Here is a 21,847-nt window from a genome sequence, read left to right on the forward strand (position 1 = left end):
CCGGTCGCGCAGTTCCCCGCGCCCCTGGGTGGGGTGCGGTCGGCGTCGGTTGTGACTTCCCCACGCCGCACCCACGTCCGTCAGCCCGCGAAAGCCGGTTGCGGTACGCCCTTCCCCGCCCCCGGCACCACCAGCAGTGAGCCCGCCAGAGGGTGGGGGGACGTGAGGCCCACCCGGGCCGTCGTGACGTAGAGGTCGGTCAGGTCGGGGCCGCCGAAGGCGCAGGCCGTCGTGCGGGGGGTCGGCAGCGTGACGACGCGGTCCAGGTCGCCCGCCGGGGTGTAGCGGCGCACCGCCCCGCCGTCCCACAGCGCCACCCACACGCATCCTTCCGCGTCGACCGTGAGGCCGTCCGGGAAGCCGGCGCCCTCCTCGATCCGCACCAGCGTGCGCCGGTTGGCGACGGTCGCGCCGTCCGCGTCGTAGTCGAAGACGTCGACGCACCGGGTCGGGGTGTCGGTGTAGTACATCAGGCGCCCGTCCGGGCTCCAGCCGGTGCCGTTGCTGACCGTGACGTCCGGCAGGATCGTCCGGACCTCGCCGGCACCGGTCAGGCGCGTCAGCGTGCCGCCGCCCGTCGCCTCGTCGTACCGCATGGTGCCCGCCCACAGCGACCCGTCGGGGGCGACGGCCGCGTCGTTGCCGCGGCGCCCGGCGGCCGGCTCGTGGTGCAGCCAGCGGAAGCCGCCGTCGGTGTCCAGCAGCCCGACCCCGTCGCGCAGGTTCAGCACCAGCCCGCCGCCCGCCCGGGGCTTGGCCGCGCCGACGTGCTGCTCGGTCGTACGGACCGTGCGGCGGCCCGACGCCGGGTCGTACGTGTGGATCCGCATGCCCAGGATGTCCAGCCAGACCAGCCGGCCCGTCGCCGCGTCCCAGGTCGGACCCTCGCCCAGCGTCGCCTCCGCCGCCACGGCGACCTCGAACCCGGTGCTCATGCCGCGCTCCGGTGGCCCAGGCGCTCCGACAGCTCCGCCGCACCCTTGACTGCCAGTTGCTCCAGCTCGGCCCGCCGCTCGTCGCTCCAGCGGATCATCGGCACGGAGATGGACAGGGCGGCCACCACCTGCCCGGCCCGGTCCCGCACCGGCGCCGCCACACAGGACACGTCCGGGTTGGACTCGCGGCTCTCCACGGCGACGCCCCGCTGCCGGATCTCCGCCAGGGCCTCGCGCAGCAGGGCGGGATCGGTGATGCTGTTGGGCGTCATCCGGGTCAGCTCGGCGTCGTCCGGGAGGCGCGCCGCCAGCTCCTGCTGCGGCAGCGAGGCCAGCAGCATCTTGCCGACGGAGGTGCAGTGGGCCGGCAGCCGGCGGCCCGCGGCCGAGACCATGCGCACGGCGTGCGTGGAGTCGACCTTGGCGATGTAGATGACGTCGGTGCCCTCGAGGATGGCCACGTGGACCGTCTCGTCGCAGGTCTCGGCGACCGAGCGGGCCACCTGCTGGCCCTCGGCCGCGAGGTCGAGCTGCTCGGCGTACCGGCTGCCGAGCTGGTACGGGCGCACCCCGAGCCGGTACCGTCCGGGCTGACCCGGTACCTGCACGATGTAGGAGCGTGCCGCGAGCGTGGTCACCAGCTCGTGCACGGTGGTGCGCGGCAGCTGGAGCTTGCGCACGATGTCGGGGGCGGAGAGTGTCCCGTCCCCGTCGAGGAACAGCTCCAGGATGTCCAGAGCCCGGGTCACGGCAGGCACGAGGCGTCCCACTCCGGCCCCCTCCCTTGGATCTCAGCGCCTGCGTTCGAGATATCAACAGACGATCGGCATGACGAACACAGGCTAGTCATGGACAGTTCCCCGGGCAATGGCCGTGCGGGGCCCGGCACCATGGACGACATGCGACTCGACTTCCAGCTGGTGCTCCTGCGCCGTATGGCCGACCACAACCCGGACCTGGTCGAGGACGCCCGGCGCGCGCTGGGCGCGTCGGCCGCGGACCTGCGGGAGGCGAACAAGCGCTGGCAGGCGATGGTCCGCTCGCCCAGGTCCCGGTCCGCGGCCGCCCGGTACCGCTCGGTGCTGGGCGAGCCGGAGTCGGTCGTGCCCCGCCGCCTCGGTGACGTCGACTGCGAGGCCCGCCGCTGGGCCCTGGCCCTCTGGCCGGACCTGCGCTTCGAGGTGCTGGTCTCCCCCGACGGCGCGGTGTGGAACGAGTGGCTGGTCCGCGCCCCGGGCGCCCCCGCCCCGGCGTTGCGCACCCTGGACGACCTCACCCCCTGGTCCTGCACGGTCGACGAGGCCGCCCGCGCCTTCGCCCCGGCCCGCCCCCTGGAGGGCACGGCCCCCACCCGGTGGGGCCTGGCCTTCACCGCCCCGGACCGCGACGGCGTACGCCACGAGGTGGCCGCCGAGTTCACCTGGGGGCTGCTGCAGCGGACCGCGCTGCGGACCTGAACCGCCCGGCGGCCGCTCAGCCGCCGCCGCTCAGCCGGCCGCCGCCAGGATCGCCTCCGCCACCCGGGGCAGCGAGCCGGGGTGCAGGAACAGGAACAGGTTGGGTTCCACGAGCTCCAGCTCCATCAGGCGGGGCTCGCCGTCCGCCCCGTCGACGAGGTCCACCCGCGCGTACAGCAGCCCGGATGCGCCGGGTACGGCCGCCAGCGCCTTCTCGGCGACGGCGAGTTCGGCGTCCGTGGGCTGCCAGGGCGCCAGGTCGGGGTGGGCCACCTTGTCGGCGTCGTAGGGGGTGCCGGGCGTGAGGACCGCGCCCTTGCGGCTGGCGTGCAGCAGGCGGCCGCCGAAGAACTGCAGGGCGCGCTCGCCGCTGACGTCGATGCCCGCGAGGTAGGGCTGCACCATCGCGGTGAAGCCCTCCGCGTGCATGCGCGCGAGCTGCCCTGCGGCCGTGTCGTGGTCGGCGGGCGTGTAGCGGGCGGCGAACCGGGCGCCGGCGCCCGAGGTCGGCTTGACCACATACTCGTGGTCGGCGGGCAGGGCGGCCGGGTCGCCGGGGGCGAGGTAGCGGGTGGGGACGGTCGGCACCCCGGCCCGAGCCAGCTCGCCCAGATACCGCTTGTCGGTGTTCCAGCGCACCACCTCGGCCGGGTTGGCCAGCCGGGTCGTGGCCGCCACCCGCTCGACCCACGCCCCGAACTCCGCCGCGCGCCAGCTGTAGTCCCAGGTCGAGCGGATGACGACGAGGTCGTAACCGCCCCAGTCCGCCGCCGGGTCGTCCCAGTACCGGGCCTCCGCGTCCGCCCCGGCGTCCCCTAGGGCCCGCACCAGCGCCGGCAGGTCCCCGTCCTTGCTCGGGGCGGCACCGGGGTCGTAGGTGGCGAGGGCGATACGGGGCACGGCGGAATCCCTGTCGTACGGCGGTTCGATGGGCGCGATCGGCTGTGAGGCTAACAAGCGCCCGAGGAACCGGGACAGCCCGTTTGACCTTCCCCTTCGGGGAAGCCCCAGCATCGGTGGCGGAAGCGACGAGGAACGCGAGGTCGGCCGTGGAGCCAGAGATGCGCGGGGAACTGCTGACGATCGGTGCCTTCGCCAGGGCGAGCCGGCTGTCGCCGAAGGCACTGCGGCTGTACGACGAGCTGGAGCTGCTGCGGCCCGCCAGGGTCGACCCGTACTCCGGCTACCGGTACTACGCCGTGGAGCAGCTCCGGCAGGCCCGGCTCGTGGCCTGGCTGCGGCGCCTGGGCATGCCCCTGGCCGAGATCCGCGCGGTGTGCGCCCTCGGCCGAGCGGAGCGAGACGGGGGTACCCCCGGCCGAAGGCTGGGGGAGGACGCCGCCCGGGAGATACGGGCGTACTGGGCCCGTGTCGAGGCCGAGACCGCCGTGCGGCGGGACCTGGCCGCGTTCCTCGTCGACCAGCTGACCGGAGAATCGAGAAGGGATTCCACCACCATGCTGGAACTGCGCTATTCCGCCCGCTCCGACCGCGGGCAGGTCCGCCCCGCCAACCAGGACGCGGTGTACGCGGGCCGCAGGCTGCTCGCCGTGGCCGACGGGTTCGGGCCCGCGGGCGCCCCGGTGAGCAGCGCCGCCGTCGAGGCGCTGAGGTTCCTGGACGAGGAGGAGGTCGGCGCCGGCGGTTTGCTGAACGTCCTCGAGGACGCCGTGCGCGGCGCGGGCGAGGCGGTCCGGGACCTGGCGGCGGACGGCGGGAAGGAGAACGGCACCACCCTGACCGCCCTGCTGTGGACCGGGTCCAAGCTGGCGCTCGTCCACATCGGCGACTCGCGGGCGTACCTGCTGCGCGACGGGGAGCTGTTCCGGATCACCCACGACCACAGCGTGGTCCAGTCCCTGATCGACGAGGGACGGCTCACGCCGGAGGAGGCCGAGTCGCACCCGCAGCGGACGCTGCTGCTGAAGGCGCTGACCGGGGACGCGGCCCCGGTGCCGGACCTGCGGCTGCACGAGGCCCGGGCCGGCGACCGGTACCTGCTGTGCTCGGACGGGCTGACCAGGGTGGTGGCCGACGAGCGGATCGGGGAGCTCCTCGCCGCCGCGCCGGACCCGGAGGGCGGGGTGCGGTCGCTGGTGGACGAGGCCAACGCGGCGGGCGGTCCGGACAACGTGAGCTGTGTGGTGGCCGACGTCGTTCTGCCCGCGCCGGAGGCCGCCGTCGGGTAGAACGGGCCGCATGGCGATCGACGGCACCGCCGCGTACGACGGCCTGGCCGGGCTTCCGGGCCTGGTGCCGGAGGCTCTGGCACTGGCCCGCGCGCACGGCTTCCCCCACTCCTGCCGGCCCGAACAGGGGCGTCTGCTCAGCGCGTTGGCGGGCGGGGCCCGGGTGCGGATCGGGGAGACCGGCACCGGGCTCGGGGTGGGCCTGGCCTGGCTGGCGGCCGGGGCCGGGGCGGGGGTGCGGCTGTACAGCGTGGAGCGGGACGCCGCACGGGCCCGGCTCGCCGCCGGTGTCTTCGCCGGGCGTCCGGAGGTCACCGTGCTCACCGGTGACTGGCGGCGGATCGGGGAGTACGGCCCCTTCGACCTGCTCGTGCTGGACGGCGGCGGGCAGGGGAAGGCGCCCGGGGACGAACCCGCCGACGTCGAGCGGCTGCCGGCCCCGGGCGGCACGGTCGTCGTGGACGACTTCACGCCGGCGACGGCCTGGCCGCCGCCGCACGACGGCTCCCCCGACCTGCCCCGGCTGCACTGGCTGGAGCATCCGGCCCTGCGCGCCACCGAACTGCGCCTGGCGCCCGACCTGAGCGCGGTCGTGGGGACGCGGCGGCTGGTGTAGGAAGGGTGCTGACGTTCCCGAGCTCAAGGAGTGCGCCGCGTGTCCTCCCTCTTCCCCGCCCTGACGGACGGCCCCGCCGAGCGCAGCGAGATGGGGGTCCCCCCGGACGAAGTCTGGGGGAGGGCCGCCCTGCGGTTCGGCGAACGGTCGTTGACGTACGGGGCCCTCTCGGGCGCGGCCGGCGCGGTCGCCGCGCGGGTCGCCGGCGCCGGCCGGGTCGCCGTGTGGGCCACCCCGGAACTGGAGACCGCCGTCGCGGTGGCGGGCGCGCTGCTCGCCGGGGTGGCCGCCGTACCGCTGAACCCCAAGTCGGGCGGCAAGGAGCTCGCGCACATCGTCTCCGACAGCGCGCCGGCCGCCGTCCTCACCGCGCCCGGCGCCGAACTCCCTCCCGAGCTGGCGCACTTGACGCGCATCGAGGTCGACGCGGGCGCCCGCGCGGCCTCCGGTGCCGTGGGCGACGGGGCCGCCTGCGACGGCGACCCCGCGCTGGTCGTCTACACCTCCGGCACCACCGGCCCGCCCAAGGGTGCGGTCATCCCGCGCCGGGCCCTCGCCGCCACCCTGGACGCGCTCGCCGACGCCTGGCAGTGGACCGGCGACGACGTGCTGGTGCAGGGGCTGCCCCTGTTCCACGTGCACGGGCTCGTGCTGGGCGTCCTCGGCCCGCTGCGCCGCGGTGGCTCGGTGCGCCACCTGGGCCGGTTCAGCACCGAGGGCGTCGCCCGGGAGCTGAACGACGGCGCGACCATGCTGTTCGGGGTGCCGACGATGTACCACCGCATCGCCGAGGCCCTGCCGGACGACCCGGGGCTGGCGAAGGCGCTGGGCCGGGCCCGGCTGCTGGTGTCCGGGTCGGCCGCGCTGCCGGTGCACGACCACGAGCGGATCCTGGCCGCCACCGGCCGGCGGGTGATCGAGCGGTACGGCATGACCGAGACCCTGATGAACACCAGCGTGCGGGCCGACGGCGAGCCCCGGGCCGGGACGGTCGGAGTGCCGCTGCCGGGCGTGGAGCTGCGGCTGGTGGAGGACGACGGCACGGAGCTCACCGCCCTCGACGGGGAGAGCGTCGGCGAGATCCAGGTGCGCGGCCCGAACCTGTTCACCGAGTACCTGAACCGGCCCGACGCCACGGCCGCCGCCTTCACCGCCGACGGCTGGTTCCGCACCGGCGACATGGCGGTGCGGGAGGCCGACGGGTACGTGCGGATCGTCGGGCGCAAGGCCACCGACCTGATCAAGAGCGGCGGTTACAAGATCGGCGCCGGGGAGATCGAGAACGCGCTGCTGGAGCATCCCGGGGTGCGCGAGGCCGCCGTCACCGGGGAGCCGGACCCGGACCTGGGCGAGCGGATCGTGGCGTGGATCGTGCCCGCGGACCCCGGGTCCCCGCCCGCGCTGGAGGAGCTGGCCGGCCATGTGGCCCGGCGGCTCGCCCCGCACAAGCGGCCCCGCGTGGTCCGGTACCTGGACGCCCTGCCCCGCAACGACATGGGCAAGATCATGAAGCGGGCGCTGGTGGCCGATGCCTGAGCGGCTGTCGGCCCGGCGGATACTGGCGCTGGTCGCGGACGAGGGGACGTTCCGCGAAGTCCCCGCCCCGACAAGGGACTCCCCCGCCGGCGGGCCGCTCGGCTGGGACGGGTACGACGCCTCGCGCGCCCGGGCCGCCGACCGCACCGGCGAGGAGGAGTCCGTCGTCTGCGGCACCGCCCGGGTCCACGGCACCGAAGCGGTGCTGATCGCCTTCGAGTTCGGCTTCCTCGGCGGCTCCCTGGGCGAGCGCACCGGGGACCGGCTGGAGGCGGCGTACACCTACGCGCGCGAACACCGGCTGCCCGTCGTGCCGTTGATCGCCACCGGCGGCAGCCGGATGCAGGAGGGCATGCTCGCCCTGACCCAACTGCAGCGGGTGGCGCGGCAGTCGGCGCTCACCCGGGAGGCCGGGCTGGCGCAGGTCGCGGTGCTGCGGGATCCCACGACAGGCGGCGGCTGGGCCACCCTCGGTGCGGGAGCCGACGTGATCCTGGCCCTGCCGGGCGCCCAGGTGGGCTTCGCGGGCTCCCGGGTCCGGCCGCCGGACGCGGACCCCTCGGCGTACACGGCCGAGGCCCAGGTGGCGGCGGGGTCGGCGGACGCCGTGGTCCCGCCCGGGGACCTGCGGGAAACGCTGGGGCTGTGGCTGCGGCTGCTCACCGGGTCCGCCGGGGAGGCCGGGCCTCCGCACGCCCTCGGTGCCACCGCCCTGCCCGGGACCGGCTGGGAGGCGGTGACCCGCGCCCGCTCCCCCGAACGCCCCCGCGCCCGCGCCTACCTGGACGCCTTCTTCAGCCGCCGGGTCGCGATCTCCGGCGACCGCTGCGGCGGCACGGATCCCGACGGCGTCCTGTGCGGGTTCGGCGAGCGGGACGGCCGTACGGTGGCGTACGCCGCGCAGACCGGGGCGGCGACCCGGCCCGCGGGATACCGCACCGCGGCGCGGCTGATCCGGCTCGCGGACCGGCTCGGGGTGCCGGTGCTGACGCTGGTGGACACGCCGGGCGCCGCCAACGACGCCGAGGCGGAGCGGCAGGGGGCCGGGGCCGCGATCGCCGAGGTGTTCGGGGCGGTGGCCGCCGCCCGGGTCCCGGTCACCACGCTCGTCATCGGCGAGGGCGGCTCCGGCGGCGCGCTCGCGCTGGCCGCGCCCGGCAACACCTGGGTGACGCCGGACGGCTACTTCTCGGTGATCGCCCCCGAACTCGCCGCGGCGATCCTCAAGCGGCCGGTGAGCGAGATCGAGGCGACCGCCGGGCAGCTGCGCCTCCGCCCGCAGGACCTGGTGGAGCTGGGCGTGGTCCGGGGCATCGCCGGGGCCCCGGACCGCTGACCGCCGGGTGCCGGAGGGTGCGGCGGACGGTGCGGGCCTTCGGCGGACACCGGCGGGCGCGCTGCCCCACAATGGAGTCCGTGGATCAAGAACCGGGGGTGGGGGGCTCATGAGCAGGCTGGTGGAGTTCACGACCGAGGAGGGTGCCGTCGTGGTCGTGGAGACCGCCGACGCCGTGACCGGCACCCGGCTCGTCTCGCGGGGCGAGGGGCCGTCGGCGCAGACGGCCCGCACCTTCGAGACCTTCGAGGGCGCCCTGGACGGGGTGCGCGCGGCGGCCCAGTCCGCGCTGCGGGTCTTCCGGGACGGCTCCCTGCGGCCCGACTCCGTGGAACTGGAGTTCGGGGTGAAGCTCAGCGCGGAGGCCGGCGCGGTCATCGCCAAGGGCGCGGCCGAGGGACAGCTCACGGTCCGGCTCAGCTGGGCGCCGGCGAGTACGGGCCAGGCGCCGGTGTCCAGCACCGGCGCCTGAGCCACGCCGGGAGTCCCCCGACCGGGCCCCTCCGGAAGGCGCCCGCCCCGGCGGCCCCGCAGGATCGTGTCAGAGCCGCCGGACCGGGCGGCCGGGCAAGGCCTGCGCACTCGGGAGGACCCGCCGTGACCGTCAGTCTGGAACAGTTGCGCCGCTGCCACTTCGCCGTCGACCTGGGCGCGGCCCGCACCAGGGTGTACGTGAGGGGCGTCGGCCTCGTCGTCGACCAGCCGTCCGTCGCGGCCGTGAACACCCGTACCGGCGCGCTCATAGCCGTCGGCGAGTTCGCCGAGCAGATGACGGGCCGGACGCCCAGCTACATCAGGGTGGTGCGGCCGGTCTCCGGGGGCACGGTCGTCGACATCGAGATGGCCCAGCGCATGCTGCGGCACCTGATCGGCGACCGGACGCGCCGCACCTTGCGCCGCAAGCCCCGGCTGCGCGCGGCGGCCTGCACCCCGCACGACGCCGACCCGCTGGCCCAGCGGGCGACCATCGAGACCCTGGTCGGGCTGGGGGCGCGCCGGGTGGAGCTGGTCGACACGCTGATCGCGGCCGCCGTGGGCTGCGGGCTGCCCGTGGAACGGCCCGAGGCCACCATGATCATGGTGTGCGGGGCGGCGGCCACCCAGGTCGCGGTGCTCTCGCTCGGCTCCATCGTCACCGCCGAGCGGATCCCGGTCGGCGGTGAGGCCGTGGACCGGGCGATCGTGCAGCACCTGCGGCACGAGCACGCGCTGGTGCTGCCCAGCCAGTCGGTACGGCCGCTGCACGTCGCCCTCTCCGGGACCGGGCTCACCCCCGACGGGCCGGTCTCGGCCGAGATCCACGGGCGGGACGTGGCCACCGGGCTCGCCCGCACCGTCCGCATCGACACCGCCGCCGTGCGCGAGGCCATCCAGACCCCGCTGACGGCCGTCCTGGACGGCATCGGCAAGGTGCTGCGGGAGTGCCCGCCCGACCTGGTGGCCGACCTCGTCGACCGCGGCATCATGATGGTCGGCGGCTCCGCGCTGCTGCCGGGGCTCGACCAGATGGTGCGCCAGGCGACCGGCATCCCGGTGCGGATCGCGGACCAGCCCGACATGTGCGCCGTCCAGGGCCTCGGGGACATGCTGGAGGGCCGGATCGAGCCGCTGGTCCTGAACCCGCTGGCCGCCTGAGGCCGGGCCCCGCGGGGCCCGGCGGTGTGAACCCCGTGCCGGGCACGGGGCTTCGCCTTCTTCCGGAGGGTGGTGTAGGGCCAGGTGTGCGGGGCAGGCGAGGGACAAGCCACCGGACCGAGTCAGGGGGCGACATGACCTCATCGGCACGCACACCGCACACAGGGGCGCTCGACGCGCTGGTCGTCGGCGGCCGGACGGACCGGGGCCACGCCTTCCTCGAGGCGTACGGCGAACTGGCGCACGGCTGCACGGACACGCTGACCGCGGCCCTGGCCGCCCTGCCCGCGGGTGTCGACCGGGTGCAAGTCGACGTGGCGGGGGTGTCGTTCATGGACACGGCCGGCCTGGAGATCCTGGACATGCTCGGCCGGTACGGCCGGCTGCACGGCGTACCGGTGTCGGTCACGGGCTGGCAGGGCCAGCCGCGCCGGATCCTGGAACTCAAGGGGCTGGACACCACCGACCCGATGCGCACCGCGCTGCCCGGCTCCCCCGCGCGGACCGGCTCCGCGGTCGCCGCCGAGCGCGCGGAGCAACTCCACGCGCTGCGTGTGGAGATCGGGCAGCTGCGGCACGCCATCGACTCCCGCCCCGTGATCGACCAGGCACGCGGCATCCTGATGGCCAGGCACGGCTGCACACCGGACCAGGCGTGGCACATCCTGCGGGAGGCCTCCCAGCGGTCGAACACCAAGCCGCGCGAGGTGGCGGCCGCGGTCACCGCGAGCGCGGCGCCCCACGGGCCGCCCCCGTCCGAGGGGTTGCGGACGGCGCTGCGCGCGGCGGTGGCCCGGGCGCTCCCCGACCGGTGAGGACGGGTGCTCAGTACGGCAGGACGCGCCCCGAGGGGGTCCGGCGGTCGATCTCCTGCTCGCGCGGGGCGGCCGGCCGACGGCTGACGCGTACCCGAATCCGACGGTCCATGACGCCCTCCTCCTGCCGGCCCCGCCCGGTGGCGGCTTCCCGGTAGGAGGTCCGTGCCCCGCACAAGGCATGTCCAAGCCAAGGAGGGGACAAGTCATGACGTCGTCACAGCTGTTGGCGAAACGGCTTGACGGACTCGCCCGATCTGTCCGGTCCGCTACCGCCCGGCCAGATGGGCGCCCAGCACGGGGTCGAGCCGGGTGATCCACTCGGTCAGCCGGGCCGTCCGGCGGGCGTTCAGCTCGCAGTCGAACACGCTGCCGTCCCAGAGCCGGACCGTCACCGTCAGCCGGCTGCCCCGGGGGGTGCGCACCACTCCGGCGATCTCGGCCCACTCGAAGTCCGCCGCGGCGCCGCCGACTTCGAGGATGATCCCGGTCGCGTTCACGACGACGCGGGCGTCCCGGTCCGTGAGCACCACCTCGGGCGGGCCCAGGGGGACGGGCGGGCCGAACCCGTACGGGCTCCCCGGCGGGGTCGCGGGAAACGGCGGCTGCCCGTACGCCGGAGGGGCCGGCGCGAAGGGCTGCGGGACGGGCGGGGCGTACGGGGAGGGCACCGGGGGGACGGCGACGGTCGCGGGGTGCGTCGCCGGGCCCGGCTCCCGGGACTCGCCCATGACCATGTCCAGCAGCCGGGTGGGCGTCGGCCGGGCCGCCGGGTCCTTGGCCAGGCAAGCCGCCACCAGGTCCGTCAGCCCGGCGGGCACGGCGGCCAGGTCGGGCGTCTCGTGGACGGAGCGGTACATCAGCCCCATGGGCGTGCCCTCGCCCCAGGCGCTGCCGCCGGCCGCGGCGACCAGGACGGCACCGAGGGCGAACACGTCGGCGGCGCCGGTCACGTCGTGGCCGAGGGCCTGCTCGGGGGCGAGGAAGCCGGGGGTGCCGAAGGCGGTGCCGGTGGCGGTGAAGCGGGTGGACTCCACGGCCCGGGCGATCCCGAAGTCGAGCACCCGGGGGCCGTCCTCGGCCATGATGATGTTGCCGGGCTTGAGGTCGCGGTGCACCAGGCCGCGGGCGTGGATGGACTCCAGCGCCTCGGCGAGGGCGGCGGCCAGCGCCCGCAGCCGCGGCTCGTCCATCGGGCCCTCGGCGGCGAGCCGGGCCGCGAGGGTCGGGCCGGGGATGTAGGCGGTCGCCAGCCACGGCGGGTCGCCGTCGACGTCGGCGTCGACCACGGAGGCGGTGTGGAACCCGCCGACCGTGCGGGCCGCCTCGACCTCGCTGCGGAACCGCTCCCGGAAGACCGGGTCCGCCGCCAGCTCCGGTTTGGCCACCTTCAGCGCGACCGCGCGGCCACCCCGTGTCCGGGCGAGGAACACGGTTCCCATCCCGCCCTCACCGAGCTTGCGCTCGACGAGGTACCCCCCTATCCGCTCCATGCGCACAGTATGGCGGCAGCTCCCCAGCGTGGCGCCCCCGAGGTGTCTCCCGGCGCGATCTTCGGCGGTGCCCGGGACAGGAGCCCGGCGAGCGGGGTGCCGCCGTGATCCACGCCGGCCGTGCCCCGGCCGGTCGCGGAGGCAGCCGGCGGAGCCGTGCGCGCCGGGCGGCCCCGCGGTCATCGGGCGACCGCGCCGGTACCGCCCCGCGTGGAGCGGTCAGCAGGCCCAGCGGCCTCTCCCCGTACGACCGGTGCCCCGCAGGACGTGACCGTCCGCTCGTCGCGTCGGCAGGGCACCGCCTCGACGGACGGGGCGCTCTCGCGGCGGTCGCCGTCGTCAGGCGTGTGCGTCCCGCTGCCGCACTTCCCGGTCCTCCACCAGTGCCCGCAGCAGCGCCGGGCTCGCCTCGACGAGGCTGCTCACCACGGCCCGCCCGCGCGCCGGGGGTATCGGCACGGCCGAGGGCACGGCCAGCACCGGACATCCCGCGGCTTCGGCGGAGGTGACACCGGTGGGTGTGTCCTCCACGGCGACGCAGGCGTGGGGCTCTGCGCCGAGTCGCCGCGCGGCGGTGAGGTACGGGTCGGGCGCGGGTTTGGTGCGCGGTGTGTCGTCCGCCGTCACCGAGACGGCGAACCGGCCCGCGTCCAGGGTCCGGAGGACCAGGTCGGCCACGCTGCGCGGGGACGCGGTGACCAGGCCGACCGGCACGCCCTCGTCGGCGAGCGCATCGAGCAGGGTGAGCGCGCCGGGCAGGGGACGCACGTGCGCGGAGACGAGTGCGGCGAAACACGTCTCCAGGGCGGCGCGCAGTTCACCGGCCGGGCGCGCGCCGCCGGTGACCCGGTGCAGGTACGCCGCGGTGTGCTGGGCCGCCTGGCCCAGCACCTCGGGCAGGTCTGCGTCCGTGAGCTGGTAGGTGATCGGACTGGCCACCTCCTGGACCGCCTGCCACCACAGTTCCTCGGTGTCCACGAGGGTGCCGTCCATGTCGAAGAGGACGGCCTGCAGCGGGTGGTTGTGGGGGGTGTCGGATGGCAAGGAGTTCCCTTTCGGGCGCGTGGTGGTCGGACGGGAGGGGTCAGGCTGCGCGGGGGGCGACGAGGACCGGGCGGTCGGGCAGGTCGACGGCCACGGCCGAGCCGGGCGGGAGAGCGGCGGCGGACTCGGTGGGCAGGTCGGCTTTGACGGGGGTACCGCCGGGCAGCGTCACGGTCACGCGGGTGACGGCGCCGAGGAAGGCGGTGGCGACGACCCGGGCCCGGCCGGCCGGGTCGTGGCTGAGCCGGACCGCCTCGGGCCGCACGAGCACGTCGACCTCGCCTCCCGCCACCGCGGGCGCCTCGCCGTCGACGGGAAGCCGGCGGCCGAGCACCTCGACGGTTCCGCCGTCGACGACGCGGCCGGGGATGCGGCTCATGGTTCCGACGAACTCGGCGACGAACGCGGTGGCGGGGCGGGCGTACAGCTCGGCGGGCGTCGCGCACTGCTCCAGCCGGCCCCCACGCATCACCGCGACCCGGTCGGCCATGGACAGCGCCTCTTCCTGGTCGTGCGTCACGAAGAGCGTGGTGATGCCCAGTTCCTGTTGCAACCGCCGGATCTCCTCACGGAGGGTGAGCCGCACCTTGGCGTCCAGCGCCGACAGCGGCTCGTCCAGCAGCAGCACCCGCGGTCGCAGCGCGAGGGCCCTGGCGAGGGCGATGCGCTGCTGCTGGCCGCCGGAGAGCTGGTGCGGGTAGCGGCTGCCGTGGTCGGGCAGGCCGACGAGTTCCAGCAGTTCGGCGGCGCGGGCGCGTCGTTCGGCCGCGCCCACCTTGCGCATCCGCAGTCCGAACGCCACGTTGTCGAGGGCGTTCAGGTGCGGGAAGAGGCTGTAGGACTGGAAGACCATGCCGGTGTCGCGACGGTGCGCCGGGACCCCGGTGACGTCCTCGCCGTCGACGAGGACCAGGCCGGAGTCGGGGTGCTCGAAGCCGGCCAGCATCCGCAGCGCGGTGGTCTTGCCGCAGCCGGACGGGCCCAGGAGGGCGAGGAGTTCCCCCGGGCGCACGGTGAGATCGAGCCCGTCGAGGGCGACGGTGGCGCCGAAGGCACGGCGCAGGGCGCGGAATTCGACGGTGGCTCCGGCCGCTCGCGTGCGGTGGCCGTCCCCGCCCGCCAGCGGGACGGCGAGGGTGGTGTCGGTCATGGGGTCGGTCACTCCTTACGACGGGGTGCGGCGCGGCGCGAGGTCCCGCCGCCGAACGAGGTGAGCGCCAGCAGCAGCGCCCAGGTGATCAGCAGGCTGAGTACGGACACCGCGACGGACAGCTGTGCCTGCGATCCGCTGACGTTCACGACCCACACGGCGAAAGGCTGGAAGCCCAGGAGCTGGGCGACGGTGAACTCACCGAGCACCAGCGCCAGGGTGAGGAACGAGGCGTTCAGGAGCGCGCCGCGCAGGTTGGGCAGCACCGCGTGCACCAGGGCGCGTGGCCAGCTCGTACCGCAGCTGCGGGCGGCCTCGGTCAGGGTGCGGACGTCCACGGCCCGCAGGCCGGCGTCGAGTGCCCGGTACACGAACGGAAGCGCCATCACGGTGTACGCCAGGACCAGCACGACGGGGAACGCCGGGTTCTGGATCGCCACGAGCGTCTGGAAGAACGGGGTCGCGGCCAGGTGCTCGGGCCCCCACCTCAGCACCGTGCCGATCCCGGCCACCAGGGCGATCGGCGGCACCACGAGCGGCAGCGAGCAGACGATGTCCACCACCGGCCGCAGCCGGGGCGCGCCCAACCGCAGGGCGACCACGGCCGGGACCATCAGCAGCAGCACCACCGCGATGGTCGCGAGGGCCAGCTCCAGCGAGAGCAGCAGGCTGGAGGTGAAGCCGTCGGCGCGGAAGATCTGCCCGTAGGCGTCCAGGGAGAGCCCCTTGCCGGGCACGTCGACCGTGAACACCACGGAGGCGGCCAGGGGCACCAGGAAGTAAGCGGCGGCACACGCGAGGACGGCACCGCGCCACAGCCGGGGGCGGCGGGCGGACACTCCGCGCGGGAGCAGGGTCGTCAGTCGAGCCATCGTGCGCTCCGTCGTTGCAGGGGCAGGTACACGGCCATCACCAGGCAGGCGACCGCGACCATGTCCAGGCTCAGGGCCAGAGCCACGTTCTCCTGTCCGAGCAGCACGTTGCCGGAGATGGCGTCGGCGATCTGGAGGGTGACGAGCGGAACCGAGCTGCCGACCATGGCAGCGGCGGTGGCGTACGCGGCGAAGGCGCTGCCGAAGAGCAGGACGAGGCCGCCGAGCAGGGAGGGCGCCAGCACCGGCAGGGCGACGTGCCGCCAGTACTGGGCGCCGGTCGCGCCGTTGTTCTGCGCCGCCTCGCGCCACTGGGACCGCAGTCCGTCGAGCGCGGGGGTCACGGTGAGCACCATGAGGGGAATGAGGAAGTAGAGATAGGTCAGGGTCAGGCCCCAGAAGCTGTACAGGTCCCACCCGTGGCGAGCCAGGCCCAGCTGGCGGGTGAGCACGCCGGAGTTGCCGAGGGTGGCCACGAACGCGAAGGCCAGGGGAACCCCGCCGAAGTTGGCGAGCACTCCGGAGGCCGTGAGCACGGCTTCCCGCAGGGCCCGGAATCGGGAGGTCACCACGGCCTGGGCGAGGAGCAGGCCGAGCACGGCGGCGATCCCCGCGGAGACGGCGGAGAGCTTGACGCTGCCGAGCAGGGCGGTGAGGTAGGCGCCGTGCAGGGAGGCGGCGAAGTTGGCCGTGGTGTACGAGGTGGCTCCGGTGGCCGGGTCCCTGGCGGTGAAGGCGCCGCCCAGCATGGCGAGGGCGGGGGCCCCGAAGCTCAGTGCCACGAAGGCGAGCAGCGGGGCCACAGCGATCCACCCGGCCGAGCGGTGACGCCGGACGGGGACGGCGGCCGCGGCGGCAGGGCCGGTCAGCGTGGTCGTGGAGGACGTCACCCGGAGACGGCCTTCCCCCAGGCCTGCCCCAGGACCTGCTTGGCCTTGGCCTGCTGCGCCTCGGTCGGGAACCGCGGCGTGCCGGCGACCTTCGGCAGCTTGGCCGCGGCGGCCTGGTCCAGGGTGCCGTTCCGCTCCATGGCGGCCATCAGCGCGGGGCGGGCGGAACCCTTGAGCCAGAGGTTCTGGCCCTCGGTGCTGTAGAGGTACTCCTCCCACAGGCGGGCCGCGGCGGGGTGCGGGGCATCCTTGTTGACGGCCTGCGAGTAGTACTGGGAGAACCGGCCGTCCTCGGGGACGGCGACCTTCCAGTCCACCCCCTTGCTCTTGAACTCCTCGGCGTAGCCCGCGTTGAGGTAGTCCCAGTCGATGCTGATCGGGGTCTCGCCCTGCTCGACCGTGGCCGGGGTGGACTCCACCGGGGTGTAGTTGCCGTTCTTCTTCAGCTTGGCGAAGAAGTCCAGGCCGGGCCGGATGTCGTCGAACGAACCGCCGTTGGCCAGGGCCGCCGCGTACACACCGCCGAAGGCCGAGCCCGACTTGGTGGGGTTGCCGTTGAGCGCGACCCGGCCCTTGTACTCCGGCCTCAGCAGCTCGGCGAAGGTCGTGGGGCACTTCTTGACGCGCCTGGCGTCGCAGCCGATGGAGATGTAGCCGCCGTAGTCGTTGTACCAGCGGGCCTGGGCGTCCTTCTGCTGCGCGGGAAGCTCGTCGAACGAGGCGACCTTGTAGGGGGCCAGCAGGCCCTGCTGGGCGGCGCTCAGCGCGAAGGAGCTGCCGAGGTCGACGACGTCCGGGGCGCGGTCCTGGCCCTTGCGGGAGGTGATCGCGCTGATCTCGTCCTGGCTGCTGCCGTCGGGGTTCTCGACCTTCACCTTGATGCCGTACTTCTTGGTGAAGCCGTCGATCAGGGCGCCGTAGTTGGCCCAGTCCCGGGGGAGGGCGATCGCGTTGAGCCCGCCCTCCTTCTTGGCGGCGGCGATCAGGGCGGCCATGCCGCCGAAGTCCCGGGCCGAGGTGGCGGTGGCCGCTTTCGCGGCTCCTGGGCCGCCGGTCTGAGCGGTGGGGGCGGCGCCGCAGGCGCCGAGGGTGAGCGCCGCGGCGGCGAGGCCGGCGGCGAGGACTGCTGTTCTCGGAAGGGACACGGTCACAACGTCTCCTGACATGAACCAGTGGCGAGCGAGGGGATCGGCAACTTGTCTGAACAAGTCGACCTCAGTAGGCCCGGCTTCCGTGTCGTGAATATGAACGCCGGCGAAATCACGCAGTGCTATCCAGGAACACGTAGCCCGCTGTGAGCAGGGGCACAACGCGTCAGAGGGCAGGGACAACCGCTTTGGCGGCAGTCGGCAGCACGGTCGCCTACGCTGACAACCCTGCGCGCAGTGTGCGCAGTTCTCCGTTGAACAAGGACAAGGGGGGGGCCGTGGCGGCACGGCACGAGGAGATAGCCGAGGAACTCCGGCAGGCCATCGACCACGAGCAGTACACGGTCGGGGCTCGACTGCCCTCGGAGGCGGAGCTCGCCGCCCGGTACGGCGTCTCCCGCGGCACCGTACGACAGGCGGTCGCCGCGCTGACGGCAGAGGGCCTCATCGGCTCGCGGCAGGGCGCCCGGCGCGTGGTCCTGGCGAGCAGGCGCAGTCAGAGCTTCGCCGAACTGCGCAGCTTCGCCCAGTGGGCGCGCGGGATGGGCCGCACCGCATCGGGCACGGTGATCTCCTCCGAGCGCCGCAGGGCGACTGCGGAGGACACGGTGCGGCTGCATCTGCCGGACGGTGCGGAGGTGTTGTACGTACTGCGCGTACGCGGCCTGGACGGGGAGCGCGTACTGCTGGAGCGCACGGTCTACGCCGACTGGATCGCCCCGGCCGTCGAGCGCATCGAGCCGGACTGCGCGTCGGTCACCCAGCGACTGTACGAGGACACCGGGCTGGTCTTCAGCTACGGCGAGCACCTGATCGACGCGGTGGCGGCGGGCACCCGCGACGCCGAACTGCTCGGCCTGCGCCGCGGCAGCCCTCTGCTGCGGGTACGCCGGGTCACCACGACGCGCACCGGCCGTCCCGTCGAGTGGTCCGACGACCGCTACCGCCCGGGTTCGGTGAGCTTCTCCGTCCACAACTCGATCGGTGCCAACCCCCTCGTACGGCGGCCGGCGGAGCCCGGGACCGGCTGAGCGGCAGGCGACCGCCCCGCCGCGACACCGGGGGCCCGCTCTGCGAGACGACACCCGCCCGACACCTCGGCTTCTCCCCGATGCCCCCGCCCGGTACCCGGCCCCGGCATCGTGAGGCCCAGCAAGCATCGCCGAAAGGAAACGCCGACCATGCCCGCCCACCCCGGCACCGCCACACCCCGCGTCCTCGTCATCGGTATCGACGGGGTCCGGTACGACCTGCTCACGGAGCTGCCCACTGCGAACCTGGACTCGATCGCCGAAGCCGGGTTCCTGGCACCCGTCGAGGTGGACGGCGGCACTCCGACGATGTCGGGCCCCTGCTGGGCCACCATCCTCACGGGCGTCGGACCCGCCAAGCACGGCATCTGGGGCAACAACTTCTCCGGGAACCGGCTGGACGTCTTCCCCGACTTCGCGACCCGCCTCGCCCGGGTGGACCGGCGGCGGACGTTCGTGGCGGCCGGGTGGGAGCCACTGATGATCCAGCACGACGGCGGACCGCTGTTCAAGGCCCCGAGCCGGCTGTCCTTCATAGCGCCCGCAGCCGACACCCCCGAGGCGTGGGACGAGTGCGACGAGCTGGTCACGGCCGAGGCGGTGCACGTCCTGGCGAACTCCGACCCGGAGGCCTCGTTCGTCTACCTCGGCGCGGTGGACGAGACCGCTCACTTCCTGGGGTGCGGACCCGATTACCGCCGAGCGGTGCTCCGGGCCGACGAGCGTCTCGGCCGGCTGCTCGCGGCCGTCCGCGACCGCAGGACGTACGCGAGCGAGGCCTGGACCGTCATCGTCGTCACCGACCACGGCCACGTCGACGACGGCGGCCACGGCGGGGACACCGTCGAGGAGCGCACGGCCTGGGTCGCCTGCGCCGGACCGCAGTTCGCACCGGGGCGCCCCGGCGGCACCATCCGGCATCCGGACGTCGCCGCCCAGGTCTACGCCTCGCTCGGCCGCCCCGTCGACCCTCACTGGACCCTGGACGGCAGCCCGTTCCCCGCCACCGTGCCCGCCGAGCTCACCCCGCTGCGGGCATGAGCACGGACACCCACCGGATACGACGGCTGGGCCAGGGTGTGATCGGGGACACGCCGTGAGACCCGGTACGCCCGGGCCGGCGCCGCCTCCCTGGCGGCTCTCGCCGCCTGCGGTCCGCCCGCAGTCCGAAGAAACGTTTCCGCAGTTCAGCAGGTCTCTCTGACCTGTTCCTGGTGGGGCGGGTGGGACTCGAACCCACGGCCGACGGATTATGAGTCCGCTGCTCTAACCGGCTGAGCTACCGCCCCATAGCGGCGTGTCGCGTACATGTGTACGCGCCGTGTGCCGCAGCATAGCCGCTCATACGATCTCCTGCTTCGGATGGTCGGCTTCCGCGCTGCTCCTGACCTTGAGGACCGCGGTGCGCGCACCGTGGTTCCCGCGGGCATGAAAAAGGACCCCGAAGGGTCCTCGTCCAGCGTGCTCCCCCGACTGGACTCGAACCAGTAACCTGCCGGTTAACAGCCGGCTGCTCTGCCAATTGAGCTACGGAGGACCGAAGCTCCCCCGACTGGACTCGAACCAGTAACCTGCCGGTTAACAGCCGGCTGCTCTGCCAATTGAGCTACGGAGGATCGCCTCGATTGCATCGATCGTACCTGCCTGGGTATTCGCCAGGGGGCGGGCGCTCGCTGCGACACATACATTAGCGCAAGCAGGGGGGTGCTCCGCCAATCGGTATCCCCCGGCGCCGACGCCGCACCAGAGACCTACCCAAGGGAAGGGTGGCAGCCATGCGCTACCGGCTCACATTCGTCGCCGGACTGGCCCTCGGTTACGTACTCGGCACGAGGGCCGGCCGGGAACGGTACGAACAGATCAGGAAGGCCGCTCGCCGGTTCTCGGAGAACCCGGCGGTCCGCAACACCGCCGAGACCGCCGCCCAGCAGGGCCGCCAGTACGCCGGCAAGGCCTTCCACACGGTCAGCGACAAGGTCGGCGACCGCGTCCCGGCCTCCGTCGCCCAGCGGGTGCGCTCCCTGCGCGACCGCAACATGAACGGCACGCCCGAGGACGACTGGGGCAGCAGCAACACCTAGTCGGCACCACGGCCGAAGCCCGCGCCGCGATGCGGCAGAATTTCGGGCATGGGGATAGTCGCCGGCTTGGACAGCTCACCCGATTTCACGCGCATCGTGGTCTGTGACGCGGACTCGGGTGCCGTACTGCGTCAGGGGTACGCCCCGCATCCGGTCGACGCGCCGGAGGGCAGCGGGCGGCCCAGCGACGTGGACCCGCAGGCCTGGCTGCTGTCCCTCGGCGAGGCCGCCGGGGGCGGGCTGCTGGAGGGCGTGCAGGCCATCGGCGTCTCCGCGCAGGCGAACGCGCTGATCCCGCTGGACGCGCAGGGCGGCACCGTGCGCCCGGCGCTGGTCGGCGGGGACAAGCGGGCGCAGGTCGCGGCGGCCGACCTGGTGGACGCGCTCGGCGGCCGGGAGGCCTGGGCGCAGGCCGTCGGGTCCGCGCCCCAGGCCGCCCAGCCGGTCACCAAGCTGCGCTGGCTCGCGAAGAACGAACCCGAGAACGCGCGCCGGACGGCCGTCCTGCTGCAGGCCCACGACTGGCTCGTGTGGCAGCTGCTGGGACGGCCGCTGCGCCGGACCACCGACCGGGGCGGCGCCTCGGGCACCGGGTACTGGTCCGCGGCCACCGGCGCCTACCGGCCGGACCTGGTCGAACTGGCCCTCGGGCACCAGGCGATGCTGCCCGAGGTGATCGGCCCGTCGGACGCGGCCGGCACGACCCCGGAGGGGCTGCTGATCTCGGCCGGCACCGGGGAGACCATGGCCGCCGCGTTCGGGCTCGGGATCGGACTGGGCGACGCGGTGGTGTCGCTCGGCGCCTCGGGCTCCGTGATGGCCGTGCACCCGGAGGCGCTCACCGACCAGTCCGGGATGATCACCTCCCTCGCCGACGCCACCGGCATGCACCTGCCGGTCGTCACCACGCTGAACGCGGTGCGCGCCCTGCGCGGCACCGCCGAACTCCTCGGGGTCTCCGACCTGGAAGGCCTGTCCGACCTGGCGATGAAGTCGACGCCGGGGGCGCACGGGCTGGTGCTGCTGCCCTACCTGGAGGGCGAGCGGACCCCGCACCTGCCGCACACCGCGGGCACGCTGGCCGGGCTGCGGCGCGAGTCGATGCGGCCGGAGCACCTGGCGCGGGCCGCGTTCGAGGGCATGCTGTGCGGGCTCGCCGACGCGCTGGACGTGCTGCGCGGACGGGGCGTGGAGGTACGCCGGATCTTCCTGCTCGGCGCGGCCGCCGAGCTGCCCGCCGTGCAGGCGGCGGCGCCCTCGCTGTTCGGCGCCCAGGTCGTCGTACCGCAGCCCGCGGACTACGCGGCGATCGGCGCGGCCCGGCAGGCCGCCTGGGCGCTGGGCGTGTCGCGGGGCACGCTCGACCCGCGCACCCCGCCGGCCTGGCAGGGCGCGGCCGCGCAGGTGCTGGAGCCGGGCGAGGAGCTGGCGGTGGGTCAGGCGGTCCGGCAGCAGTTCGTGTCGGTACGGGAGCAGACCCATCCCGGGGCGTTCCGCCCGTGACGGGACGAACTCGTACGGTCGTAGATGCGGCGCTGTCGGGTTAATAGGTTGAGGTAACGCGGGTGGAGTGTCCGACGATAGGGGCCAAGGGCGCACCGACCGGCCCCCGTCGCCGA

At 74.5% G+C, this 21,847-nt stretch carries 21 protein-coding genes and 3 tRNA genes; 12 read left to right on the top strand and 12 right to left on the bottom strand.

Annotated elements, in window-relative coordinates; translation table 11 throughout:
* Positions 1-80: 80 nt before the first annotated feature.
* Entirely contained in the window at positions 81-935 is an 855-nt protein-coding gene (locus tag AQJ66_RS17790; RefSeq protein ID WP_061922628.1) for an SMP-30/gluconolactonase/LRE family protein, read from the bottom strand.
* Positions 932-1,705: an IclR family transcriptional regulator gene (locus AQJ66_RS17795; protein ID WP_061922631.1), complete on the bottom strand. Its 774-nt coding sequence runs from the start codon at positions 1,703-1,705 to the stop codon at positions 932-934. The genes AQJ66_RS17790 and AQJ66_RS17795 overlap by 4 nt, the downstream gene beginning before the upstream one ends.
* A 129-nt stretch (positions 1,706-1,834) precedes the next feature.
* Between AQJ66_RS17795 and AQJ66_RS17800 the strand changes: the two genes are divergently transcribed.
* Positions 1,835-2,392, top strand: a complete 558-nt coding sequence (locus tag AQJ66_RS17800) for a hypothetical protein (protein WP_244162851.1) — start codon at positions 1,835-1,837, stop codon at positions 2,390-2,392.
* 30 nt (positions 2,393-2,422) lie between these two features.
* Here AQJ66_RS17800 and AQJ66_RS17805 read toward each other — a convergent pair whose 3' ends face one another.
* Complete coding sequence (locus AQJ66_RS17805) at positions 2,423-3,292, bottom strand: ATP-grasp domain-containing protein (protein ID WP_061922638.1); 870 nt, start codon at positions 3,290-3,292, stop codon at positions 2,423-2,425.
* Positions 3,293-3,453: 161 nt separating this feature from the next.
* Here AQJ66_RS17805 and AQJ66_RS17810 point away from each other — a divergent pair, with 161 nt between their 5' ends.
* From AQJ66_RS17810 to AQJ66_RS17840, 7 genes are all read left to right on the top strand, one after another.
* A complete protein-coding gene (locus AQJ66_RS17810; protein ID WP_061922641.1) occupies positions 3,454-4,581 on the top strand; it encodes a MerR family transcriptional regulator in 1,128 nt (375 codons plus the stop codon).
* 10 nt (positions 4,582-4,591) lie between these two features.
* Positions 4,592-5,197, top strand: coding sequence for a class I SAM-dependent methyltransferase (locus AQJ66_RS17815; protein ID WP_061922644.1), 606 nt, complete (start codon positions 4,592-4,594; stop codon positions 5,195-5,197).
* 39 nt (positions 5,198-5,236) lie between these two features.
* A complete protein-coding gene (locus tag AQJ66_RS17820) occupies positions 5,237-6,733 on the top strand; it encodes an acyl-CoA synthetase (protein WP_061922647.1) in 1,497 nt (498 codons plus the stop codon).
* Positions 6,726-8,069 carry a carboxyl transferase domain-containing protein gene (locus AQJ66_RS17825; RefSeq protein WP_107118962.1) on the top strand — a complete coding sequence of 448 codons (1,344 nt, stop codon included), beginning with the start codon at positions 6,726-6,728 and terminating at the stop codon, positions 8,067-8,069. The genes AQJ66_RS17820 and AQJ66_RS17825 overlap by 8 nt, the downstream gene beginning before the upstream one ends.
* Before the next feature lie 109 nt (positions 8,070-8,178).
* Positions 8,179-8,541 carry a CU044_2847 family protein gene (locus tag AQJ66_RS17830; protein WP_061922650.1) on the top strand — a complete coding sequence of 121 codons (363 nt, stop codon included), beginning with the start codon at positions 8,179-8,181 and terminating at the stop codon, positions 8,539-8,541.
* A gap of 125 nt (positions 8,542-8,666) precedes the next feature.
* A complete protein-coding gene (locus tag AQJ66_RS17835; protein WP_061922653.1) occupies positions 8,667-9,704 on the top strand; it encodes a rod shape-determining protein in 1,038 nt (345 codons plus the stop codon).
* Between the two features lie 134 nt (positions 9,705-9,838).
* Complete coding sequence (locus AQJ66_RS17840; RefSeq protein ID WP_061922656.1) at positions 9,839-10,519, top strand: ANTAR domain-containing protein; 681 nt, start codon at positions 9,839-9,841, stop codon at positions 10,517-10,519.
* A 269-nt stretch (positions 10,520-10,788) separates the two neighbouring features.
* Here AQJ66_RS17840 and AQJ66_RS17845 read toward each other — a convergent pair whose 3' ends face one another.
* The 6 genes from AQJ66_RS17845 to AQJ66_RS17870 all read right to left on the bottom strand — a co-directional run bounded on the left by AQJ66_RS17845 (position 10,789) and on the right by AQJ66_RS17870 (position 17,119).
* Positions 10,789-12,012, bottom strand: a complete 1,224-nt coding sequence (locus AQJ66_RS17845; RefSeq protein ID WP_061922659.1) for a serine/threonine-protein kinase — start codon at positions 12,010-12,012, stop codon at positions 10,789-10,791.
* A gap of 339 nt (positions 12,013-12,351) precedes the next feature.
* Complete coding sequence (locus AQJ66_RS17850; protein WP_063804052.1) at positions 12,352-13,056, bottom strand: HAD-IA family hydrolase; 705 nt, start codon at positions 13,054-13,056, stop codon at positions 12,352-12,354.
* 40 nt (positions 13,057-13,096) lie between these two features.
* Complete coding sequence (locus AQJ66_RS17855) at positions 13,097-14,206, bottom strand: ABC transporter ATP-binding protein (RefSeq protein WP_061922662.1); 1,110 nt, start codon at positions 14,204-14,206, stop codon at positions 13,097-13,099.
* Positions 14,207-14,214: 8 nt separating this feature from the next.
* Positions 14,215-15,078, bottom strand: a complete 864-nt coding sequence (locus AQJ66_RS17860) for an ABC transporter permease (RefSeq protein WP_061922664.1) — start codon at positions 15,076-15,078, stop codon at positions 14,215-14,217.
* Entirely contained in the window at positions 15,066-15,968 is a 903-nt protein-coding gene (locus tag AQJ66_RS17865) for an ABC transporter permease (protein ID WP_061922668.1), read from the bottom strand. Before AQJ66_RS17865 ends, AQJ66_RS17860 begins: the two co-directional genes overlap by 13 nt.
* Positions 15,965-17,119, bottom strand: a complete 1,155-nt coding sequence (locus tag AQJ66_RS17870; protein ID WP_061922671.1) for an ABC transporter substrate-binding protein — start codon at positions 17,117-17,119, stop codon at positions 15,965-15,967. Before AQJ66_RS17870 ends, AQJ66_RS17865 begins: the two co-directional genes overlap by 4 nt.
* A 275-nt stretch (positions 17,120-17,394) precedes the next feature.
* Between AQJ66_RS17870 and AQJ66_RS17875 the strand changes: the two genes are divergently transcribed.
* Together AQJ66_RS17875 and AQJ66_RS17880 are read left to right on the top strand one after the other, a co-directional pair.
* A complete protein-coding gene (locus AQJ66_RS17875) occupies positions 17,395-18,147 on the top strand; it encodes a GntR family transcriptional regulator (protein ID WP_061922675.1) in 753 nt (250 codons plus the stop codon).
* 150 nt (positions 18,148-18,297) lie between these two features.
* Positions 18,298-19,188, top strand: coding sequence for an alkaline phosphatase family protein (locus tag AQJ66_RS17880; RefSeq protein WP_061922678.1), 891 nt, complete (start codon positions 18,298-18,300; stop codon positions 19,186-19,188).
* 171 nt (positions 19,189-19,359) lie between these two features.
* On the opposite strand, the gene AQJ66_RS17885 is transcribed toward AQJ66_RS17880, so the two are convergent.
* The 3 genes from AQJ66_RS17885 to AQJ66_RS17895 form a co-directional block, all read right to left on the bottom strand.
* Positions 19,360-19,436: transfer RNA gene (locus AQJ66_RS17885), tRNA-Ile, on the bottom strand.
* Between the two features lie 175 nt (positions 19,437-19,611).
* Positions 19,612-19,684 (bottom strand) — tRNA-Asn (locus tag AQJ66_RS17890).
* Positions 19,685-19,690: 6 nt separating this feature from the next.
* Positions 19,691-19,763 (bottom strand) — tRNA-Asn (locus AQJ66_RS17895).
* A gap of 159 nt (positions 19,764-19,922) precedes the next feature.
* Here AQJ66_RS17895 and AQJ66_RS17900 point away from each other — a divergent pair.
* Together AQJ66_RS17900 and AQJ66_RS17905 are read left to right on the top strand one after the other, a co-directional pair.
* Positions 19,923-20,228: a hypothetical protein gene (locus AQJ66_RS17900; protein ID WP_061922680.1), complete on the top strand. Its 306-nt coding sequence runs from the start codon at positions 19,923-19,925 to the stop codon at positions 20,226-20,228.
* A gap of 48 nt (positions 20,229-20,276) precedes the next feature.
* Positions 20,277-21,731, top strand: a complete 1,455-nt coding sequence (locus AQJ66_RS17905; RefSeq protein WP_061922682.1) for a xylulokinase — start codon at positions 20,277-20,279, stop codon at positions 21,729-21,731.
* Positions 21,732-21,847: the final 116 nt, after the last annotated feature.

The organism is Streptomyces bungoensis, assembly GCF_001514215.1.
Classification (GTDB): Bacteria; Actinomycetota; Actinomycetes; order Streptomycetales; family Streptomycetaceae; genus Streptomyces; species Streptomyces bungoensis.

Excerpts from the sequence above, each read along its gene's own strand:
- AQJ66_RS17830 (WP_061922650.1), top strand. The coding sequence starts at position 8,179 with ATGAGCAGGCTGGTGGAGTTCACGACCGAGGAGGGTGCCGTCGTGGTC.
- AQJ66_RS17900 (WP_061922680.1), top strand. The coding sequence starts at position 19,923 with ATGCGCTACCGGCTCACATTCGTCGCCGGACTGGCCCTCGGTTACGTA.
- AQJ66_RS17845 (WP_061922659.1), bottom strand. The coding sequence starts at position 12,012 with ATGGAGCGGATAGGGGGGTACCTCGTCGAGCGCAAGCTCGGTGAGGGC.
- AQJ66_RS17860 (WP_061922664.1), bottom strand. The coding sequence starts at position 15,078 with ATGGCTCGACTGACGACCCTGCTCCCGCGCGGAGTGTCCGCCCGCCGC.
- AQJ66_RS17840 (WP_061922656.1), top strand. The coding sequence starts at position 9,839 with ATGACCTCATCGGCACGCACACCGCACACAGGGGCGCTCGACGCGCTG.
- AQJ66_RS17855 (WP_061922662.1), bottom strand. The coding sequence starts at position 14,206 with ATGACCGACACCACCCTCGCCGTCCCGCTGGCGGGCGGGGACGGCCAC.
- AQJ66_RS17905 (WP_061922682.1), top strand. The coding sequence starts at position 20,277 with ATGGGGATAGTCGCCGGCTTGGACAGCTCACCCGATTTCACGCGCATC.
- AQJ66_RS17825 (WP_107118962.1), top strand. The coding sequence starts at position 6,726 with ATGCCTGAGCGGCTGTCGGCCCGGCGGATACTGGCGCTGGTCGCGGAC.
- AQJ66_RS17800 (WP_244162851.1), top strand. The coding sequence starts at position 1,835 with ATGCGACTCGACTTCCAGCTGGTGCTCCTGCGCCGTATGGCCGACCAC.
- AQJ66_RS17790 (WP_061922628.1), bottom strand. The coding sequence starts at position 935 with ATGAGCACCGGGTTCGAGGTCGCCGTGGCGGCGGAGGCGACGCTGGGC.
- AQJ66_RS17880 (WP_061922678.1), top strand. The coding sequence starts at position 18,298 with ATGCCCGCCCACCCCGGCACCGCCACACCCCGCGTCCTCGTCATCGGT.
- AQJ66_RS17810 (WP_061922641.1), top strand. The coding sequence starts at position 3,454 with ATGCGCGGGGAACTGCTGACGATCGGTGCCTTCGCCAGGGCGAGCCGG.
- AQJ66_RS17815 (WP_061922644.1), top strand. The coding sequence starts at position 4,592 with ATGGCGATCGACGGCACCGCCGCGTACGACGGCCTGGCCGGGCTTCCG.